Source organism: Thioalkalivibrio sp. ALJ16 (assembly GCF_000377345.1).
GTDB lineage: Bacteria > Pseudomonadota > Gammaproteobacteria > Ectothiorhodospirales > Ectothiorhodospiraceae > Thioalkalivibrio.
Genome location: NZ_KB898040.1, coordinates 195,351 through 212,814, shown reverse-complemented (window position 1 = coordinate 212,814; position 17,464 = coordinate 195,351). Strand labels below are relative to the sequence as shown.

Here is a 17,464-nt window from a genome sequence, read left to right as displayed (position 1 = left end):
CCTGAAATTGCAGATTTGCCCAATCACGATGATCTTTGGCTCCAAGCTGAGGTAGTGTGCGGGCAAATTTTTCTCCCGACTTCTCCTCCGTTTTTTCCTAATTCCCCGTTTCTTCGACCTTTGGTCAAGTGTACTTTGAGATTTGCGTGCCGCTCAAGGGCGTATATTTTCGGAGAATGCGATATTTGAGATCGTTTCGATGCTTATGGTCGAGCTTATTAGCTAGCGCGCCACGCGTAGATGACACCGACTTTTCCTCATCCAGGTATTCGACCATGGCGTGAATCACGATTGTATATTTAACGAATTCGTGCCTGAATTCTTTATCCTCGAACGCTCTAACAAAAAGCATGTTCACGCCGTTTAAGGTTTCGGCAAAAAATGGGTCTTTTTGAACCATTTTGGTAAACCGGTAATAGGATACACCCTCTTTTACACCAAGTTCGTCCGAAAAAGCATCCCCTACGAGACGTTGATAAGATCGGGGTACGATCGATACCTTGATAGCCTCAAGACAGTCCAAGAACCGCAACAGGCTCTTCCCTTCCGGTGTCTGGCTCAGCTTGTAAGACAGGATGTTTTTTCGTATGGCGCTCGTGTGAGCCCAGAAACGCGCCCAGAGATAGACATCATATAGCTGATCTGGATTGCTGACTGCATCGACGGTCTCCGGGCGCCCGTCGTCGCGTTTGAAGTCGTCTTTAGCATGATGATATGTCCGACCCACAAGCTCGTCAGATACCCTAACAAGCGGGTAAAGTAGATCGTCAACGGTTAACTTTCTTATTTTTCTTGAATCAATAAAGTCCTTAGCCCAATAGGATGCCACTTGCAGAAAATAGCCGATGACCATAGAAATAATGGCAATTACGGCGGAGATTATCGATCCGTTCATGTCAGGCGCCAGTGGTCGTTGTCGGTGGTGGCCTGGCCGAGGATTTGGAGGGCGGCGAGGACCTGGGTGATGGATTTCGTGGGTTTGCGCTTGAAGTGGCTGGCCAGGGCTTCGGGGGTTTGGGGGCCGATGGCGAGGAGGCGGCGGACGGCTTCGACCTGGTCGGGCATAGATTTGGGCCAGGTGGGCTTTTTGGCTGGTTCGGTCGGGGTCTCGGCGGCGGCCTCGGGTTTGGCTTCCAGCGTGGCGGTAGTCTGGGTGGCTTCGGGGGCCTGGTAGTCGGGGCGCAGCCAGCGGATGTGGCCCTGGGCTTCTTCTGCGGCGCGTTCGGCGTTGAGCGCGACGAGGCGGCTGAGGAGTTCTTCTTCGGCTTCGGCCTGGTCGGCGGGCTTGTCCGGCAGCGGGGTGGTGGCGCCGGGGCGACCGACGAGGCGGTCGGCGAGGTCGTTCCAGCCGTAGGCGTCGAAGACGGCGTGGTCGAGGTCGTCGTGCAGTTCCCGCAGCAGGGAGACGAGGCCCTGTTCGTGGATGGTGCGTTCCTTGGCGGTCAGCGGTTCTTCGGCGCGCAGTTTTTCCAGCACGTTGTACATGCCGGTGAGGGTGAGGTCCGGGTGTTCGGTCTGGCGCGTCTTGCGGTGGGCATCGATGCGTTCCGCGAGGTCCCCGATGGTGGCGGCCTGCTGGTCGTCGAGTTCCGGGAAGGGGAAGGTCTCGAAGCAGCGGGAATTGTTATAACGGGGATCGTTACCCATCCCCAGGCGCCCGCCCGTTGAAAGGGCCCAAAGGACATGAAGTCGGCTACTGAGCAGCCCTATATGGTCTTCCCGTTCCAGCGAAATAACTATTAGCCCTTGATCCGGGAGCGTAGGCTTAGACACGGTCAAGAATAGGCGGTGCTTGGCAGTCATCGCGGTAACGATAAACCTCTCAAGGGCGTCGATCCCTCCCCTCATTCGTGGCTGATTTTCGGCAAAGAGCCACCACCTCTCTCGACGGGTTTTGCGGGTATCTTGATCTCTGTGTGGCTTCACTCTTGTTCGCACCCACTGGTAGGCGTCTGGGTACATGAGTTTCGCTTGGTGTAAATCTATGCCATAGAAGTCAATAACAAAAACCCCGCGGGGCTTTGACATGACATCTCGACCATTGATGAGCGGCTTCACTATGGTTTCGTATTCAGGCGAAGTCTCATGGAAGCGCCGAGCCTGTTCGGGTTCGAGAACGAATCCGTCGCCCATCAAAACAATCCCGCGATTGCTTAAGCCGCTATTTGAATAAAGCCGCTCTACGTTAGATACGTCGGCACCAACGGTCAGGTCAGGGTATATCTTTCCGGATTTTTTTCGTAGCTTGACTGTTATCGAATCTTTTCCCGCATTGCGTTCGTTCGTTGACGTTTTAAGGACACCAGACTTCTCTCCGGGTACGCCTACGGTCATGGCAATGCGCACGGCGGCGCCATCGGCGCTGTCCACCCAGGGGTGGTCGGGGATGGCGAAGGCGAGTGAGAGGGGCTTCTTGCTGTCGTTCAGGTGGGGTTCGAGCACGCGGCGGTTGAAGGTCTGGCGCAGGCTGTTGGTGGTGATGAACCCGAAGCGTCGCGCCTCGCCCTTGCGGACTTTCTCGGCGGCGATGTGCCACCAGTACATGACGAAGTCGGCGGAGTCCGGGACGATGCCCTTGAAGACCTTGCGCACGGCGTCCACGTAGCCGTCGCCCAGTGCGCGGCGCATGGTGGCGGCGCCGATAAACGGCGGGTTGCCGACGATGTAGTCGGCTTCGGGCCATTCGGTGCGGCGCGGGTTGCTGTAGTGGTAGACGGGGGTGCGGGCGGTCTCGTCGGGGATGAGTTCGCCGGTGATGGGGCTTTTCTTGTAGCTGATGCCGTCCCAGATGGTCACGGGCTGGCCGTGGTCGTCGGTCATGGGTTCGCGGGCATCAAAGTCGATCAGCGCGTCGCGGCATTCGATGTTGTGGAAGTCGCGCAGGATGGGTTCGGGCAGGCTGAGGCGGCCGTGCAGGCGGTAGTGCCATTGCAGGTAGCCGATCCACAGTACGATTTCGGCGATGGCGGCGGCGCGCGGGTTGATCTCGAGCCCGAGGAACTGGTGCGGGTCGACGGTGAGGCCTTCGGTGTCGAAGGTGGCCTGGCCGGCGCTCAGGTCGCGGATGAGGTTGAGCACTTCGCCTTCGAGGCGCTTGAGGTGTTCCAGCGCCACGTAGAGGAAGTTGCCGGAGCCGCAGGCGGGGTCGAGCACGCGCACTTCGCGCAGGCGTTGATGGAAGCGGTGCAGTTCGTCCAGGGCCTTGTCGGGCTTGTTCTGCTGCAGCCAGGCCTCGGCGGCGACCTGCACGGTGTTCCATTCGGCGCGCAGGGGCTCGATGAGCGTGGGCATGACCAGGCGTTCCACGTAGGCGCGCGGGGTGTAGTGGGCGCCGAGCTTGTGGCGTTCGCGCGGGTCCAGTGCGCGTTCCAGCAGGGTGCCGAAGATGGCGGGTTCGACGAAGCGCCAGTCGGCCTTGCCGGCCTGGATGAGCAGGCTGATCTGGTCGGCGTTGAGCGGGATGGGGTCGATGTTCTGGAACAGGCCGCCGTTGAAGCGCTGCAGCTTGTGCATCAGCTGGCCTTCGTAGCCGCCGGTGTTCATCGTCTCCCACAGCGAGCGCATGGCGTCGGGGAAGTGTTCGGGGTTTTGCTGCAGGCGCTCCAGCAGGGCGGTGAAGCTGCCCTTGGGAAGGAGTTCGACGTCCTCGCTGAACATGGTGAACAGGCAGCGCTTGAGGAAGTGGGCCACGCGCTCGACATCGTAACCGTGCTGTTCGAGGGATTTGGCGAGTTCGGCCAGGCGCGCGCTGACCTCGCGGGTGACGCGGGCGGCGTGCTTGCTGGCGTCGAGCTGGTCCGGCGCCAGCCACAGGTGGTGCAGGCGCTGCTGGATCTCGGGGTCGCGCAGGTCTTCCAGGCGGATGCGGTGGCGGCTGGGGTCCGGGTACGGGACGTAGGTGCCGCCGGAGCGGGAGAACTCGGCGTAGAGCTCGAGGCTGCGGCCGACATCGGTGACGACGATGAAAGGCGGGCGGCCTTCGTCTTCCGGCAGGGCGCGCACGTACTGGTCGGCCTGGTTCTGCGCGGCGAGCATGGCCTTGTCCCAGCCCTGGGTGTGCAGGCCCTTGCCGGTCTGCTTGGCCTCCAGCACGAAGCAGCCGCGGCGGTAGAGGTCGATGTAGCCGCGGTTCTCGCTGCCGTCCGGGTTGCGGATGGTGACGCGGCGTTCGAATACGTAGGCGTTGTCGCGGGTGTCGTCGCTGGCCGGGTCGGGCTGGGGAAGGCCCAGCAGCGCGCACAGCTCGGTGAGGAAGAGCTGGTAGTTGGCGCGCTCGCTGCCGCCGGTGTCGCGCCAGCGGTCGAGGAAGGCCTCGACCTGTTCCGGCGCGGCGATGGGGGCGGGGCCGGATTCTTCGGCATGGGCCGGGCGGGCCGCGAGTCCATCCATGTGACAAAGGTCCTTTTGAGTGCTGGGTCCGACCTTACCGCTTCTGTTGGCGGTTGTCCTGTGGGGTGCGGCGGTCAGCGCGAGCTTTGGATTGCTGTGGCGAGCTGTTTCCGGGATGGCCCGTTATCAGGATGGGGCCCGGTGGGTTCGTGCGTGGGAGATCCCGGCTCTCCGCTTCGCTGCGGCCGGGATGACTGAAGATGCGTGCGGCGGCCGGGATGACTGAAGAGGTGCGCTGCGGCCGGGGTGACCGAAGGGGCTTGTGCGGCCGGGATGACTGAAGGCGCGCGGGGGCGACGGTGGCGAGGTGGTGATGCCGGGGCGGGGGACGAGGTGGTGGTGATGCGACAGGGGTGAGGTAGCTGTGCGCGGAGTGCGGGGTGGTGGCCGGGTGCGGCTGCAGAATGGGGTGATGGGCTTCTGCTCGTGTAGGAGCCGCCTTGGCGGCGAAGGGTTTGGCTGGCTTTGACTTTGGCAGGGGCTTCGCCTGCGAGCAGGCTCCCACCGGGGGGGCTGGTGGTGGTGCGCGTAGTGGGGGGCGGGGTGCTCGCGCCATGGTGGGGGAGTTGAGCGGCAGATCCAGCCGCTGGCCACCTTCTTGCCACACCGAAGTGGACGATTGGCCTGGATTGACGCGGACTGGTCGGATGGGTGATGTCTTGTAAGTGGCGGGGACTCAAGGGAGAGGTGGTGTCCCCGGCAGGATTCGAACCTGCGACCTGCCCCTTAGGAGGGGGCTGCTCTATCCAGCTGAGCTACGGAGACGAATGCGACGCGAGTATAAGCGCGCGGTGGGTTTCTCGCCAAAGGCCGGGGAGGTGTTTTCGGCTCGGTAACGTTCAGGGCAGGTCGGTGACGGGCGCTTCGAGGATGAGGGCGACACGGCGGTTTTCGGCGCGGCCGTTGGGGGTGTCGTTGCTGGCGACGGGTTGGGTGTCGGCGCGGCCGACGGCGCGCAGGCGCGGGGCGTCCAGGCCCTGGTCGAGCAGGTAGCGGACGACGCCGCTGGCGCGGGCGGAGGAGAGTTCCCAGTTGGAGGGGAAGCGCTCCGTTGCGATGGGGATGTTGTCGGTATGGCCTTCCACGGTGATGACGCCGTGGTGAGCATCCAGCATGGGTTCGAGCTGGGCGAGGAGGGCCTGGCCTGCCGGTTGCAGGTCGGCCTGGCCGCTGGCGAACAGGATCTCGTCCTGGATGCGCAGTTCGGTGCGGCCGGGGTGTTCGACGACCTCGACGCCTTCCGGGGTCTGTTCGCGCAGGCGGGCGGTGGCCGTGCCCGCAGGTTCGGAGTCGGGTGTTTCCGCTTCCGCCGGGAGTGCCTGCAGCCCCTGTTCGAGATCGCCCAGGTCTCCCAGCAGGGGGGCGATCAGCGGGTCGAGGATGGATTGTCGATCCGGGTGGGCGAGCTGGACCGGCTGCGCGGCGCTGGCCAGCGGGCGGTCGTCGCGCGGGTCGAGGAAGGTCATCAGGATCACGAATACGACGATCACCAGCGTGAGGACGTCGAGATAGGTGAGGATCCAGGCGTGTTCGTCGTCGCGCTGGCGTTCGCCCGGGTAGGAGCCGAGAAAGGCCTGCTCCGGACGTGTGGCGGCGTGGGCGTCCATCTCCGCCTGCAGGGCGGCCCGTTCGGAGGAGGAATAGGCGGGTCCGGGCATGAGGTCAGGGCCGATCGGTGGTCTGGCTGTCGCCGCCGGCGGGTGTGTCCGGGGCCTCGTCGCCGTTGGGCGCGGCCTGGCGGATCTCGTCGCTGTGGTTTTCCATGAACGAGCGCAGGGTCTCGCGGATGTAGCCTGGCGAGCGGCCCTTGCGCATCAGCATGATGCCTTCCAGCACCATGGTCATGAGGACGACGCGCTCTTCGGTGCGGCGCTCGAGCTTGATGGCGATGGGGCGGAATACCAGGTTGGCCAGCAGGATGCCGTAGAAGGTGGTGATGAGGGCGATACCCAGGTTGACGGCGATGACGGTGAAGTCCTCGCTCTCGGTGGTCAGCAGCAGGTTGATCAGGCCGATCAGGGTGCCCAGCATGCCGAAGGCCGGGGCGTAGGTGGCCATGGTGCGGAACATCTGGGCATCGGCCTGTTCGCGGGCGCGCAGACGGGCCATGCGCCAGTTGAGCAGGTCGGATACGTCGTCCATCGGGGTGTCGTCGATCACCAGCTGGATGCCGGTGCGCAGGAACGGGTTGCGGATCTGGTCCAGCCGGTCCTGGATACGGCCGAGGTTCTGCGAGAACCAGTAGCGCGAGACCTGCACGATCTCTTCGAGGTCCTGGGTGACGTCGTAACGCTCTTCGCGCACGGCGTTCGCGCCGGCCCGGAACACGCGCATCACCTCGTGAAAGGGGTAACTCATCAGGGTGGCGGCAATGGTGCCGCCGAGCACGATGCCCAGCCCGGGCAGGTTCAGGAAGGCGTCCAGGTCCTGCGAGGAAAAAACAATGACGCTGCCGAACACCAGCAGGCTGCCGAGAATGCCGAGAAGGGTGGAAAGATTCATGCGGGCTTCCGGGAAAGTGGCGGGGTCAGGATAAATCAGTCCGCTGGTGGCGTCTTTGGGCGTTGGGCGGGCCCGTGCATCCGGCGTACACTCGGGGCTCCAACGGTGAAGGAGTGTGGCGGGATGGATACGAAGTGGGTGGTGCTGGTAATCCTCGTACTGCTGGTGGTGTGGGCGGTTTGGACGTACAACCGGCTGGTGACGGCGCGAAACCGCTACAAGAACGCCTTTGCCCAGATCGATGTGCAGCTGACCCGCCGCTATGACCTGATCCCGAACCTGGTGCAGGTGGCGGAACGCTACATGAGCCACGAGCGCGATACCCTCGAGGCGGTGATCGAGGCGCGCAACCAGGCCAAGGGCAGTCTGCAGCAGGTCGCCGGCGACCCGACCAATGCCGAGGCCATCCGCCAGCTATCCAGTTCCGAGCAGGGGCTGTCCGGTGCGCTTGGGCGGCTGTTTGCGCTGTCCGAGAACTATCCCGAGCTCAAGGCCAACGAGAACATGATGCAGCTCTCCGAGGAGCTGACCAGCACCGAGAACCGGGTGGCCTACGCGCGCCAGGGGTTCAACGATGCGGTCATGCAGTACAACATCCTGCGCGAGATGTTCCCGAACAGCCTGATCGCCAACAACTTTGCATTCCGTCCGGCGCAGCTGCTGGAGATCGAGGACGCGCGCAAGCGCGAGGCGGTGCAGGTCAACTTCTCCTGATGCGGGCGGGTCGATGAACTTCTTCGAACACCAGGATCGTGCGCAGCGACGGACCCGCTGGCTGCTGGTGCTGTTCGGCCTGGCGGTGCTTGCCATCGTGCTGGTGATGAATGCCATCGTACTGGTGCTGTTTGGCCAGGCGGAGCCGGTGGCACAGGGCGAACCCTGGCTGACCCGTGATTTCCTCGCGCGCAACATCGGCGTGATGGTATGGACCAGCGTGCTGACCCTGGGCCTGATCGGCCTTGGCAGCCTCTACCGGACTCTCGGCCTGCGTGACGGCGGAGGGGCGGTGGCGCGGGAACTGGGCGGGACTCGGGTCGACGGGGATACCGGCGATCCGCTGCGGCGGCGTCTGGTGAACGTGGTGGAGGAGATCGCGATCGCCTCCGGCGTTCCGGTGCCGGAGGTCTACGTGCTCGAGCAGGAGTCCGGTATCAACGCCTTTGCGGCCGGGTATTCGCCGGATGATGCGGCCATTGCTGTCACCCGTGGCGCATTGGAGCAGCTGGACCGCGACGAACTCCAGGGCGTGGTCGCGCACGAGTTCGGGCACATCCTGAACGGCGACATGCGACTGAATATCCGCCTGATGGGGATGCTGTTCGGCATCCTGGTGATGGCGCTGATCGGTCAGCGCGTGTTGCTGGCCATGCGCCTGTCGCGCAACAACCGCAACGCCGGGGGCATCGTCGCCGCGGGCCTGGCACTGATGGTGGTGGGCTATATCGGGCTGTTCTTCGGGCGCTGGATCCGGGCCTCGGTATCGCGCCAGCGCGAATACCTGGCGGATGCCTCGGCGGTGCAGTTCACGCGCCAGCCAGAGGGCATTGCCGGGGCGCTGAAGAAGATCGGGGCCGGCCAGGGCGCGCTGCGGGCCGACACCGAGGAGGTCGGCCACATGCTGTTCGCCTCGGGTGCCCTGGGCCAGATGTTTGCCACTCATCCGCCGCTGGTGCGACGGATTCAGGCCATCGAACCCGGGTTTCGCGAGGACGAACTGGAGACGGTGCGCCAGCGCATGCAGGAGGACGCGCAGGCCCGGCGCGCAGAGAAAGAGGCGCAGGCCGAGGTCGAGGCCCGGGAGCAGCCATCGCAAGGGCCGGGCGGCCTGATGCTGGACCCCTCGCGCCTGATGGAACAGATCGGCGACCCGGGGCTGGCGCAGATCCTCGGGGCCGGCCTGCTGGTGGCGGCCATGCCAGGGCCCCTGGAACGGGCCGCGCATTCCGATGCCTGGGGCGTCGAGGTGCTGCTGTACCTGCTGATCAGCCCGGAACAGGACGTCCGCGACGCGCAGCTCTTGCGTGTGGCCGCGGTGCGTGGCGGCGAGAGCGAGTCGCGGGTGCGGACGCTACTGAATGCGGTACCGGAACTGCAGGCGGACCTGCGCATACCGCTGCTGGAGATGAGCTTCCCCGTGCTGCGCCACCGCCCGCGCGAGGAACGTGAGGCATTGCAGGGCCTGATCTCCGAGCTGATCCAGGCCGATGGCCGTGTATCGCCGTTCGAGTACGCGACCGGCCTGCTGCTGCGGCGGCAACTGCGCGACCTGGAGCAGCCGGAGCGGGCGCGACCGGGTGGCCGCGCCCCGCTGGCCCGGAATGCAGGATCCGCGCAGGAGGTGCTGGCCATTCTGGCGCGACACGGGCACCCGGACGATGCCGCTGCCGCGCGCGCGGCACTCGCCGCAGGCCTGACTGCCCTGGGGGTGGAAAACGCGGAAACATCCGCCGACCAGACCCTCGCGCGTGTGGGTGAAGAGGGCGCATGGAATCAGGTGCTGGATCGCGCCCTGGAGACTCTGGATCACCTGCGTCCGGCGGACAAGCAGGCGCTTACCGCTGCGATGCTGGCAACGATCACACACGGCGGCCAGACGGTGATCGCCGAGGTCGAGCTGCTGCGTGCCATTGCGGGTGCGCTGCACGTACCGTTGCCGCTGGCCGAACTGGCGGCGGCAGGGGTCACGGCGGACGGAACAGGCGCGCCCGGCGCCTGACCCCGGCTGGCTGCAACGGGTGCGGCGCTCCAGGGTGCGCGGTATGATGCGGCCGCTCCGGGGGCGTGGCGGAACTGGTAGACGCATCGGACTTAAAATCCGCTGGCCGCAAGGCCGTGCCGGTTCGATTCCGGCCGTCCCCACCACTTGAATGTTCCAGGCCGCAAGCCGCCGGCGTGTTGCCGAGCCCTCAGACATGGCGTGAATCGGCCAGCGTGAGTTGGTGGTTGGCAGGCACGGCTGCCGCTGCGTTCCCGTACGCGCGGGAAAGGCGCATAGTAGGAGCCTGCTCGCCGCGACAAGACCCTGAATGACCCAGTCCACGGACACGACGGAAAGCCTGCAGCAGCCGGTTCGAGAGGCCCGCACCACGGATCCGCACGTGAGTGGCCCCATGGTGGCCGCGCTCGTGGCGGGGTTGCTGTTTGGTCTGCTGTTTATCGGGATCGATCAGGCCTGGAAACAGCAGCTTGCCGACCGCTACAAACAGGCCGTCGCGACCGAGGCCAACAGCCTGCGCTCGCAGCTGGAGAGTGTCCTTAATGCCTCGGTGCACGGAACCATAGGGCTTGCCGCCTATGCCTACGCCCACCCGGATCTGAGCGAAGAGGAATTTGCCCGGGCGGCGGATCGCCTGTACCGCGTGCAGCCGGATCTGATCCGCTCGCTGACCCTTGCCCGTGGCGAGATCCTCGCGCTGGTTTACCCGCGCAGTGGCAACGAGCAGGCCATTGGGCTCAACCTGGCCGAGCACCCGCAGCAGGCGGCGTCCTACCACCGGGTACTCGACCAGCAGGAGACGGTGGTCGCCGGCCCCTGGCCACTGGCTCAGGGCGGGCGCGGCCTGCTGGTCCGCGCGCCGGTGCAGACCGAGGCGGAAGATATCGCTGCGACGGATAACCCGTGGACGATCTCCAGTATTGCGCTGGACTTCGACACCCTGCTGGAGCAGGCCGGGCTGGTGCCCGGGCCGGAAAACATGCATGTGGCGCTGCGTGGCCTGGACGGCAGTGGCGAGCGTGGCGACATCTTCTATAACCCCGATGGCCTTGATCCGGCCACGGCGCCGCTGCTTCTCGACGTGATCTTTGCCGGCGGGCGCTGGCAGATGCTGGCCGAACCCGTGGCCAGTCCCACGGCCACCGCACGTCCGGCGGCCTGGTGGGTGATGGGCACCGTCGGGCTGCTGGCCGTGGCGGGCTACACCTTCCGGGTGGGGCAGGGCATCCAGCAGCGCCGGGATGCGCTGTCGCGGTATCAGGCCCTGGTTAACCGTCTGGAGGATGCGACGCTGGTGATCGGTGCCCGCAGCATCCTGTGGGCGAACCCGGCCTTCACCCGCATGACTGGCCTGGCACCGGAGCCCGGCGAGGCACTGGCGGCGCTGGACATGATCCACCCGGACGACCGTAGCCGACTGCCGCCCGGGCTTGCGTTCTGCGGTGCTCCGGAGGACCCGAAGGGTCGCGAGATTCGGGTGCGCACGGCATCCGGAGAGGAGCGCTTCCATCTTCTGCGCTGGGTCTCCATCACCTGGGAGGACCGTCCGGCCGCCCTGCTGAGCTTCGTGGACGTGCATGAAAACCGCATGCTGTTCAACGCGCTGAGCGAGGCACGTGATCTTCAGGATGCACTGTTCGAGGCCATGCCCGGCGATGCCCTGGTGATTGACGACAATGGGCTGGTGCGCCGTGCCTTCGGCGAGGCTCGCCGCGGAACCGGGCTGCAAGGCAGTGTGATTGGCCATGCCCTGGACGAATTGCTGCCGGAGGAGGTGGCGCGGCGCTTCGAGGGCATCGTGCGGCGGGCCCTGAGCGAAGGCCGCCTGCAGGAGCTGCAGTACCGTCTGCCCGCGGGCCAGTTGCATGGAGCGCAGGAGGGTGCCGCGGGTATGGAAGACACCCGCTGGTACGAGGCTCGCATCCGCCCGATCGACGCCCCGTTCGAGGGGGCGGCCGCCGTGGTCTGGCATGCGCTGGATGTCACCGAACGCAAGCAGCTGGAAGAGCGCATGCAAGCGCTGGCCTGGGAGGATCCGCTGACCGGAACGGCGAACCGGGCCGCGCTGGACCGTGCCTTCCCGCGTCTGGCGGCACGGGCCGATCGGCGAGAGGGGCAGCTGGCGCTGCTGTTCATCGACCTCGACCGGTTCAAGCCGGTGAACGACCAGTACGGTCACGCCGTGGGCGACGAACTGCTGCGACAGTTGGCCCAGCGTCTCGCCGCCAGCCTGCGCCCGGACGACTTGCTGGTACGCCTCGGCGGTGATGAATTCATCGTACTGAGCGCGCCGCTGCGGCATCCCGACGAGGCGTCTGGCCTGATCGAGCGGTTGCGCGGCGCGTTTGAGCAGCCGTTCGAGCTGCGCCCCGGGCATCTGGAGCCGGTGGAACAGACCCTGTCCTGCAGTATCGGCGTGGCGTTCTATCCGCGCGATGGTCAGCGCCTGGCGGATCTGATGATGGCGGCGGACCACGCGATGTACCGGGTCAAGGCGGCCGGTCGCAACGGTGTTGGTTATGCCTCGGCGGAGGAGCCTGCGGGCTGAACGGCCGCGCGCATCGGGTCGAGGCGGGCCCGGCTATGCACGTCGAGGGGCTCGATCAGCCCCAGCAGATGATCCGCCAGCCACTCCCCGGCGAGCGGTGCGTACAGCAGGCCACGCGAGCCGTGGGCCAGGCTCAGCAGCACCCGGGCGTCGGGGTCCATGCGGCTGGCGCCAACCAGCGGCAGCCGATCCCGCACCACGGCCCGGGTGCCGGCCCAGCTCTCCAGTATCGTTACCGCCGAGGCGTCTTCCAGGCCCGGCACCCAGGCAAGGTGTCGAAGGTTGGCCCGGTCGTCCTCTGCGATGGTCTCGGCGGTGGTCGCGGCCGCCCGCGCGTCCGTGTGCCGGTAGGTGGCCCCGATCCAGGCCCGCCCGTCGGCTTTCGGGATGCAGTAGCCCTGTCCGGTGGCCACGAACCCGCCCCAGTCCGGTAGCGGGGCCTGTACCCGGGTCATCTGGCCGTCAACGGTCGCGATCGCCGTCTCCTCCGGGCACAGGGGGCGGTCGCCGCCGGCTGCCATGGCCAGCACGACCGCATCGTACTCCGCGCCCCCGGAGACGCCCTCAAGCCGCAGGGGGCCATCCGGGACGGCCTGGATGCCCTGCACGGCTTCGCGCTGCACGGGAGCGAGCTCCGCCGCGAGCGCCTCGCAGAGGGCGCGCATGTCGAGCGCGAGGGCGTCGGGATAGAACAGGTGCGGGGCCGAGGCGCAGCCCGGCCCCGCGGGGTCGAAGAGCAGGCCGGCGCGTGCCGGGCCGGCCTTTTGCAGGCGCTGTACGCGCTTGCGCCCGTGCGCGCTGATGCCATGAAAGGCAACGCCCGCCGCGAGTCGGATGGCTTGGCCCGTGGCGGCCTCGAGCTGGCCGACGAGGGACGCGGTGCGACGCATCCCGGCCAGTGCGAGCTGATTCAGTTCGGGGTCCTGCGGATGCAGGTTGGGCAAAAGCACGGCGGCCGGGTTGCCGGAGGCGCCTCCCGCTATTCCCGCAGGGTCGAATACATCCACCGCGACACCACGCGCGCGCAGCGCATGTGCCGCGGCAAGGCCGGCAAGTCCCGCACCCACCACCGCGACGCGCTCAGGGATGGCGGGTGCCGGCGGCGCGTCCTGCGGGCGGGTGTGAAGTACTCCCTGGAGCCGCTCGCGCTTGCGGCCGTGCCCCGGCACGCGCTGGACCTCGAACCCGACTCCCTCGAGGTCACGGCGAACCTGCCCGGCCGCGGTGTACGTGCCGAAGGTGGCGCCGGGTGCCGACAGGCGCGCCACCTGCCGAAAGACGCCCGTGTTCCACAGCGCCGGATTGTTGCGCGGGGCGAACCCGTCCAGGAACCATGCGTCCACCTGCCCCTGGATGCCGCTTAACAGCGGCGCGGCATCGCCCAGCGCCAGGGTCAGGGCCGCGCGCGCCTCGGGAAATTCGATGCGGTGGAGCCCGGCCACGGGGGGCGGGTACTGACTGCGTAACCGCTGTGCGTCGACGCCGTCCAGCCCCAGGCGCGCATGAATCGCGGCCAGGTCCTCCGGCGAAAGGGGGTGCGCCTCCAGGCTGAGCATCGACAGAAATGCGCCAGGGGGTGCCTCGCGCCGCCATGTCTCCAGGGCTAGAAGCAGGTTGAGCCCGCTGCCAAAGCCGGTCTCGGCCAGCACGAAGCGGCGGCACTGGCGGAAACGGGCGGCGAGGGCGTTGGCCTCGATGAAGACCTCGCGCACCTCGGCGCGGGGGTCGCTGGAACCGAAGTAGCCGTCACCGTAATCCACGGCGAACGGCTGCCCGTTACGCCATTCGAGGCGCGCCCAGTCGAGCACGGGGTGGGATACGGGTACCGATGTCACGTGCCAGGCCCGAAGGCGTCGGGCCGATGCCGGCCCGACAGTGCCAGTCCCCGCCTAGCGGGTGAGTTCTTCGAACGGGGTGAAGGCGACTTGCTGGTTGCGCTGGCCGTTGTCCAGTTGCGCCAGGAGGGTCTGGCTGATGGACTTGAAGCGGTCCAACTCGTCGCCTTCGAGCGCGTCGCTTTCCGGCAGTTCGACGCGCATGGGGTTCTGCGGCCGGTTGTTCACGTGGATCTCGTAATGCAGGTGCGGGCCCGTGCTGCGCCCGGTATTGCCGGACAGGGCGATGCGGTCGCCACGCTCCACCGTCTGCCCCGGGCGCACCAGCTGGCGGTCCAGGTGCAGGTAGCGGGTGGAATACCCCTGGCCATGCTCGATCACGATAAAGCGGCCGGCATAGGGGTGGTTTTCGACGCGGGTCACGCGGCCATCGGCCGGCGCGAGGATCGGCGTGCCGATCGGCATGGCAAAGTCGGTGCCGTGATGCGGGGCCACGCGGCCGGTGACCGGGTGGCGGCGCCGCGGATTGAAGCTGGAACTGATGCGGTAGTTGCCGGCGAACGGGCGTCGATCGAACGGCGGCAGCAGGCTCTCGCCTTCCGGGGTGTAGAACCGGCCATTGACGTTGCGAGCGGCCCGGACCTGGATGCGCTGGCCTTCGTAATCGAAGGCGAGCAGGCGCAGATTGTGTGGCGTGTCGTCGCCGACCAGGGTCTCCTGCTCGACCAGCAGGGTGAACTGGTCGCCGGTACGGGCGTGCGTGCGCACCGGGAGGTACCGGTCCAGCAGGACCGCCAGGGCATTGGCCGCACCCGGGGAGAGGTCCGCGCGCTCGGCCAGCGCCGAGGCGATGTTGCCGTCGATCTCGGCGTGGATGATCAGGTGGCTGACCTCGCGCCCGTTTTCGACCTGGCCGCGTTCGAAATCCCAGCCTTCGGCCTCGCGCACCCATTCGTGGCCGCTGGCGCGATCGGTCCACAGGCGCATGCGGGTGAGGTAGCCGTCGTCGTCCACCTGCCATTCGATCTCCTGCCCCGGGCGCACGCGGTTCAGGATGGAGGCGTTGTCGCTGTCATCCAGCAGGCGGTAGAGGGTGGCCAGCGGCAGGTCCCACTCGCGTTCCCACAGCCCGGTCAGGCGCTCGCCTTCCTTCAGGGTGTGGCTGTACCAGTCGGATTCCGCGGGGTCGGTCTCGCTGAGGGCCTCGTCATCGTCGAGATCGAAGGTCTCATAGGAGGTCGGGGCGTCGGCGTCGGGATCGATGGTATCCGGGGCGTAGCCCGGGGCGGAGTCGTCCAGCATGTCGGTGGCGAACGCTACGGTCTGCGCGCGGCCACCGGCCTGGCCATTCAGCGCGGGGCTGATGGTGGCCCCGCCGGCGGGGTGCTCGAGCGGCGCCACCGGGATCTGGGTGCTGGAAAGGGGTTTGCCCGCGCCAATCTGGAGCGGCTGGGAGCTCTCGCCGGGTTGCGAGGCCAGGAGCAGGCTGGTGCCCACCAGAATGGTGAGACCGGCGGTGCCCGCCAGAAAGAAATGCGATGTCTTTCTGCTGTTACCCATAAGCCCCTGAACCGGAGAAGTTTCCGCTTTATACCACGTTTTTTCCGCCAATAAACACTGTTGCGGCGCCATCCGCGGCCGTTTCGCGGCGTGCGGGTCTCAGGATCGAATGCCCACACCCCGGTTGAGCAGGACCAGGGCAACGCTGTAGAGCACGGCGATGAAGCCGGCGATGATCGCAAACGACAGCGCGACGGGGAAGTCGCTGTGTCCGAGGCTGCCGTAGCGGAAGGCATCGACCATGTACAGGATGGGGTTCAGCATGGAGAGGCCCTGCCAGAATTCGGGCAGGAGGCTGATGGAATAGAACACCCCCCCGAGGTAGGTCAGCGGTGTCAGCACAAAGGTCGGCACGATGGAGATGTCGTCGAAGGTGCGGGCAAACACGCCGTTGATCAGGCCGGCAAGGGCAAACAGGATCGAGGTCATCAGCACGATTACCAGCATGACCAGTGCGTTGTGCACGCTGAGGGGGCTGAAGAACAGGGAGATCAGGAGGACGGCCACGCCCACTGCGAGCCCGCGCGCCACGCCCCCGAACACGAAGCCGAGGATGATCACGCTGTTGGGGATGGGCGAGACCAGCATCTCCTCGATGTGGCGCTGGAATTTGGAGCCAAAGAAGGACGAGACCACGTTGGCATAGCTGTTAGTGATTACCGCCAGCATGATCAGACCGGGGACGATGAAGTCCATGTAGCGGTGGCCCTCCATCTCGCCGATGCGCTCGCCGATCAGCCCGCCAAAAATGATGAAGTAGAGGGCGGTCGTGATCACTGGGGGCAGGACGGTTTGCACCCAGATCCGGGCGAAGCGCAGGACCTCCTTGGTGACGATGGTGCGGAAGGCGATCCAGTACTGGCGCAGGTGAGATTCGCTCATGCCTGGTTCTCCGGCTGCTCGCTGGTACCGCCGGCGCCCGGCGTCAGGTGGCTCGGACTCTGGCCGTTGCGGGTCATGCGCAGGAACAGCTCCTCCAGGCGGTTGGCCTTGTTGCGCATGCTCTGCACCCGGATGCCGGCCTGATCGAGTACCCGGAACAGGTCGTTCAGGTGCTCGCCGCGGCGGATGTCCGCCTCCAGGGTCAGATCATCGATCTGGCGCAGCGCCACCGGGGCATCCTGCGGGATACCGGGCGGCGGCTCGCTCAGATCCAGGACCATGGTCTCGGTCTCCAGCTTGGCCAGCAGCTGCTTCATGGTGGTGTTCTCGATGATGCCGCCGTCATCGATGATCGCGATGTTGCGGCACAGCGTCTCCGCCTCTTCCAGGTAGTGCGTGGTGAGGATGATGCTGCGGCCGTCGGTGTTGATGCGGGTGAGGAAATCCCACATCGAACGGCGCAGCTCGATATCCACCCCGGCGGTGGGCTCGTCGAGGATCAGCAGGCGCGGCTCGTGCACCAGGGCGCGCGCGATCATCAGGCGCCGTTTCATCCCGCCGGAGAGCGTGCGCGCCATGTCCTTGCGCTTCTCCCACAGGCCCAATTCCTTCAGGTAGTGCTCGCAGCGCTCCCAGGCCTCGTGCCGCGGGATGCCGTAATAGCCGGCCTGATTGACCACGATCTCGCCAATCGGCTCGAAGTTGTTGAAGTTGAACTCCTGTGGCACCAGGCCGATGGAGCGCTTCACCGCCTGCAGGTCGGTGTCGAGGTCGTGGCCGAAGACCTTGACCGTGCCTGCGGTCTTGTTGATCAGCGAGGTGATGATGCCGATGGTGGTCGACTTGCCGGCGCCATTGGGCCCGAGCAGGGCGAAAAAGCTTCCGGGCGCGACCTCGAGGTCGATGCCCTTGAGGGCCTCGAAGCCGTTCTTGTACGTCTTTTTGAGCCCGCGGATCTCCAGCGCTGGCGTCATCGTCACATCCTGTTCGACATGGGGCGGGGTTGATCCCTGGGGATCGACAAGGTGCGTA

11 protein-coding genes and 2 tRNA genes are annotated in these 17,464 nt (G+C 66.1%); 4 read left to right on the top strand and 9 right to left on the bottom strand.

The window, feature by feature from the left end; genetic code table 11:
* Positions 1-124: 124 nt before the first annotated feature.
* The 5 genes from D000_RS14145 to D000_RS0105865 all read right to left on the bottom strand — a co-directional run bounded on the left by D000_RS14145 (position 125) and on the right by D000_RS0105865 (position 6,891).
* The gene (locus D000_RS14145) at positions 125-895 is read right to left on the bottom strand and encodes a hypothetical protein (RefSeq protein WP_155999224.1); all 771 of its coding nucleotides are present in this window, start codon (positions 893-895) and stop codon (positions 125-127) included.
* Complete coding sequence (locus tag D000_RS0105880; RefSeq protein ID WP_018872611.1) at positions 892-4,389, bottom strand: DNA methyltransferase; 3,498 nt, start codon at positions 4,387-4,389, stop codon at positions 892-894. The genes D000_RS14145 and D000_RS0105880 overlap by 4 nt, the downstream gene beginning before the upstream one ends.
* A 688-nt stretch (positions 4,390-5,077) precedes the next feature.
* Positions 5,078-5,154 (bottom strand) — tRNA-Arg (locus D000_RS0105875).
* A gap of 74 nt (positions 5,155-5,228) precedes the next feature.
* The gene (locus D000_RS0105870; RefSeq protein WP_018872610.1) at positions 5,229-6,047 is read right to left on the bottom strand and encodes a flagellar motor protein MotB; all 819 of its coding nucleotides are present in this window, start codon (positions 6,045-6,047) and stop codon (positions 5,229-5,231) included.
* A 4-nt stretch (positions 6,048-6,051) separates the two neighbouring features.
* Positions 6,052-6,891 (bottom strand): motility protein A, encoded by an 840-nt coding sequence (locus D000_RS0105865; protein ID WP_018872609.1) that lies wholly within the window; start codon positions 6,889-6,891, stop codon positions 6,052-6,054.
* A gap of 123 nt (positions 6,892-7,014) precedes the next feature.
* Between D000_RS0105865 and D000_RS0105860 the strand changes: the two genes are divergently transcribed.
* The 4 genes from D000_RS0105860 to D000_RS0105845 all read left to right on the top strand — a co-directional run bounded on the left by D000_RS0105860 (position 7,015) and on the right by D000_RS0105845 (position 12,155).
* A complete protein-coding gene (locus D000_RS0105860) occupies positions 7,015-7,605 on the top strand; it encodes a LemA family protein (RefSeq protein ID WP_018872608.1) in 591 nt (196 codons plus the stop codon).
* 13 nt (positions 7,606-7,618) lie between these two features.
* The gene (locus D000_RS0105855) at positions 7,619-9,607 is read left to right on the top strand and encodes a M48 family metallopeptidase (RefSeq protein WP_018872607.1); all 1,989 of its coding nucleotides are present in this window, start codon (positions 7,619-7,621) and stop codon (positions 9,605-9,607) included.
* A 59-nt stretch (positions 9,608-9,666) separates the two neighbouring features.
* A tRNA-Leu gene (locus D000_RS0105850) sits at positions 9,667-9,753 on the top strand.
* A 164-nt stretch (positions 9,754-9,917) separates the two neighbouring features.
* On the top strand, positions 9,918-12,155 hold the full coding sequence (locus D000_RS0105845) for a diguanylate cyclase domain-containing protein (protein ID WP_018872606.1): 2,238 nt from the start codon (positions 9,918-9,920) through the stop codon (positions 12,153-12,155).
* On the opposite strand, the gene mnmD is transcribed toward D000_RS0105845, so the two are convergent.
* The 4 genes from mnmD to D000_RS0105825 form a co-directional block, all read right to left on the bottom strand.
* Positions 12,125-13,963: a tRNA (5-methylaminomethyl-2-thiouridine)(34)-methyltransferase MnmD gene (mnmD, locus tag D000_RS0105840; protein WP_018872605.1), complete on the bottom strand. Its 1,839-nt coding sequence runs from the start codon at positions 13,961-13,963 to the stop codon at positions 12,125-12,127. The two genes, D000_RS0105845 and mnmD, sit on opposite strands and share 31 nt — an antisense overlap.
* Before the next feature lie 81 nt (positions 13,964-14,044).
* The gene (locus tag D000_RS0105835) at positions 14,045-15,550 is read right to left on the bottom strand and encodes a peptidoglycan DD-metalloendopeptidase family protein (protein WP_018872604.1); all 1,506 of its coding nucleotides are present in this window, start codon (positions 15,548-15,550) and stop codon (positions 14,045-14,047) included.
* Between the two features lie 99 nt (positions 15,551-15,649).
* Complete coding sequence (locus D000_RS0105830) at positions 15,650-16,432, bottom strand: ABC transporter permease (protein ID WP_018872603.1); 783 nt, start codon at positions 16,430-16,432, stop codon at positions 15,650-15,652.
* Complete coding sequence (locus D000_RS0105825; RefSeq protein ID WP_018872602.1) at positions 16,429-17,406, bottom strand: ABC transporter ATP-binding protein; 978 nt, start codon at positions 17,404-17,406, stop codon at positions 16,429-16,431. The genes D000_RS0105830 and D000_RS0105825 overlap by 4 nt, the downstream gene beginning before the upstream one ends.
* Between the last annotated feature and the right edge of the window lie 58 nt (positions 17,407-17,464).

Coding starts and splice junctions, on each gene's coding strand:
- D000_RS14145 (WP_155999224.1), bottom strand. CDS start 895: ATGAACGGATCGATAATCTCCGCCGTAATTGCCATTATTTCTATGGTC.
- D000_RS0105880 (WP_018872611.1), bottom strand. CDS start 4,389: ATGGATGGACTCGCGGCCCGCCCGGCCCATGCCGAAGAATCCGGCCCC.
- D000_RS0105870 (WP_018872610.1), bottom strand. CDS start 6,047: ATGCCCGGACCCGCCTATTCCTCCTCCGAACGGGCCGCCCTGCAGGCG.
- D000_RS0105865 (WP_018872609.1), bottom strand. CDS start 6,891: ATGAATCTTTCCACCCTTCTCGGCATTCTCGGCAGCCTGCTGGTGTTC.
- D000_RS0105860 (WP_018872608.1), top strand. CDS start 7,015: ATGGATACGAAGTGGGTGGTGCTGGTAATCCTCGTACTGCTGGTGGTG.
- D000_RS0105855 (WP_018872607.1), top strand. CDS start 7,619: ATGAACTTCTTCGAACACCAGGATCGTGCGCAGCGACGGACCCGCTGG.
- D000_RS0105845 (WP_018872606.1), top strand. CDS start 9,918: ATGACCCAGTCCACGGACACGACGGAAAGCCTGCAGCAGCCGGTTCGA.
- D000_RS0105835 (WP_018872604.1), bottom strand. CDS start 15,550: ATGGGTAACAGCAGAAAGACATCGCATTTCTTTCTGGCGGGCACCGCC.
- D000_RS0105830 (WP_018872603.1), bottom strand. CDS start 16,432: ATGAGCGAATCTCACCTGCGCCAGTACTGGATCGCCTTCCGCACCATC.
- D000_RS0105825 (WP_018872602.1), bottom strand. CDS start 17,406: ATGACGCCAGCGCTGGAGATCCGCGGGCTCAAAAAGACGTACAAGAAC.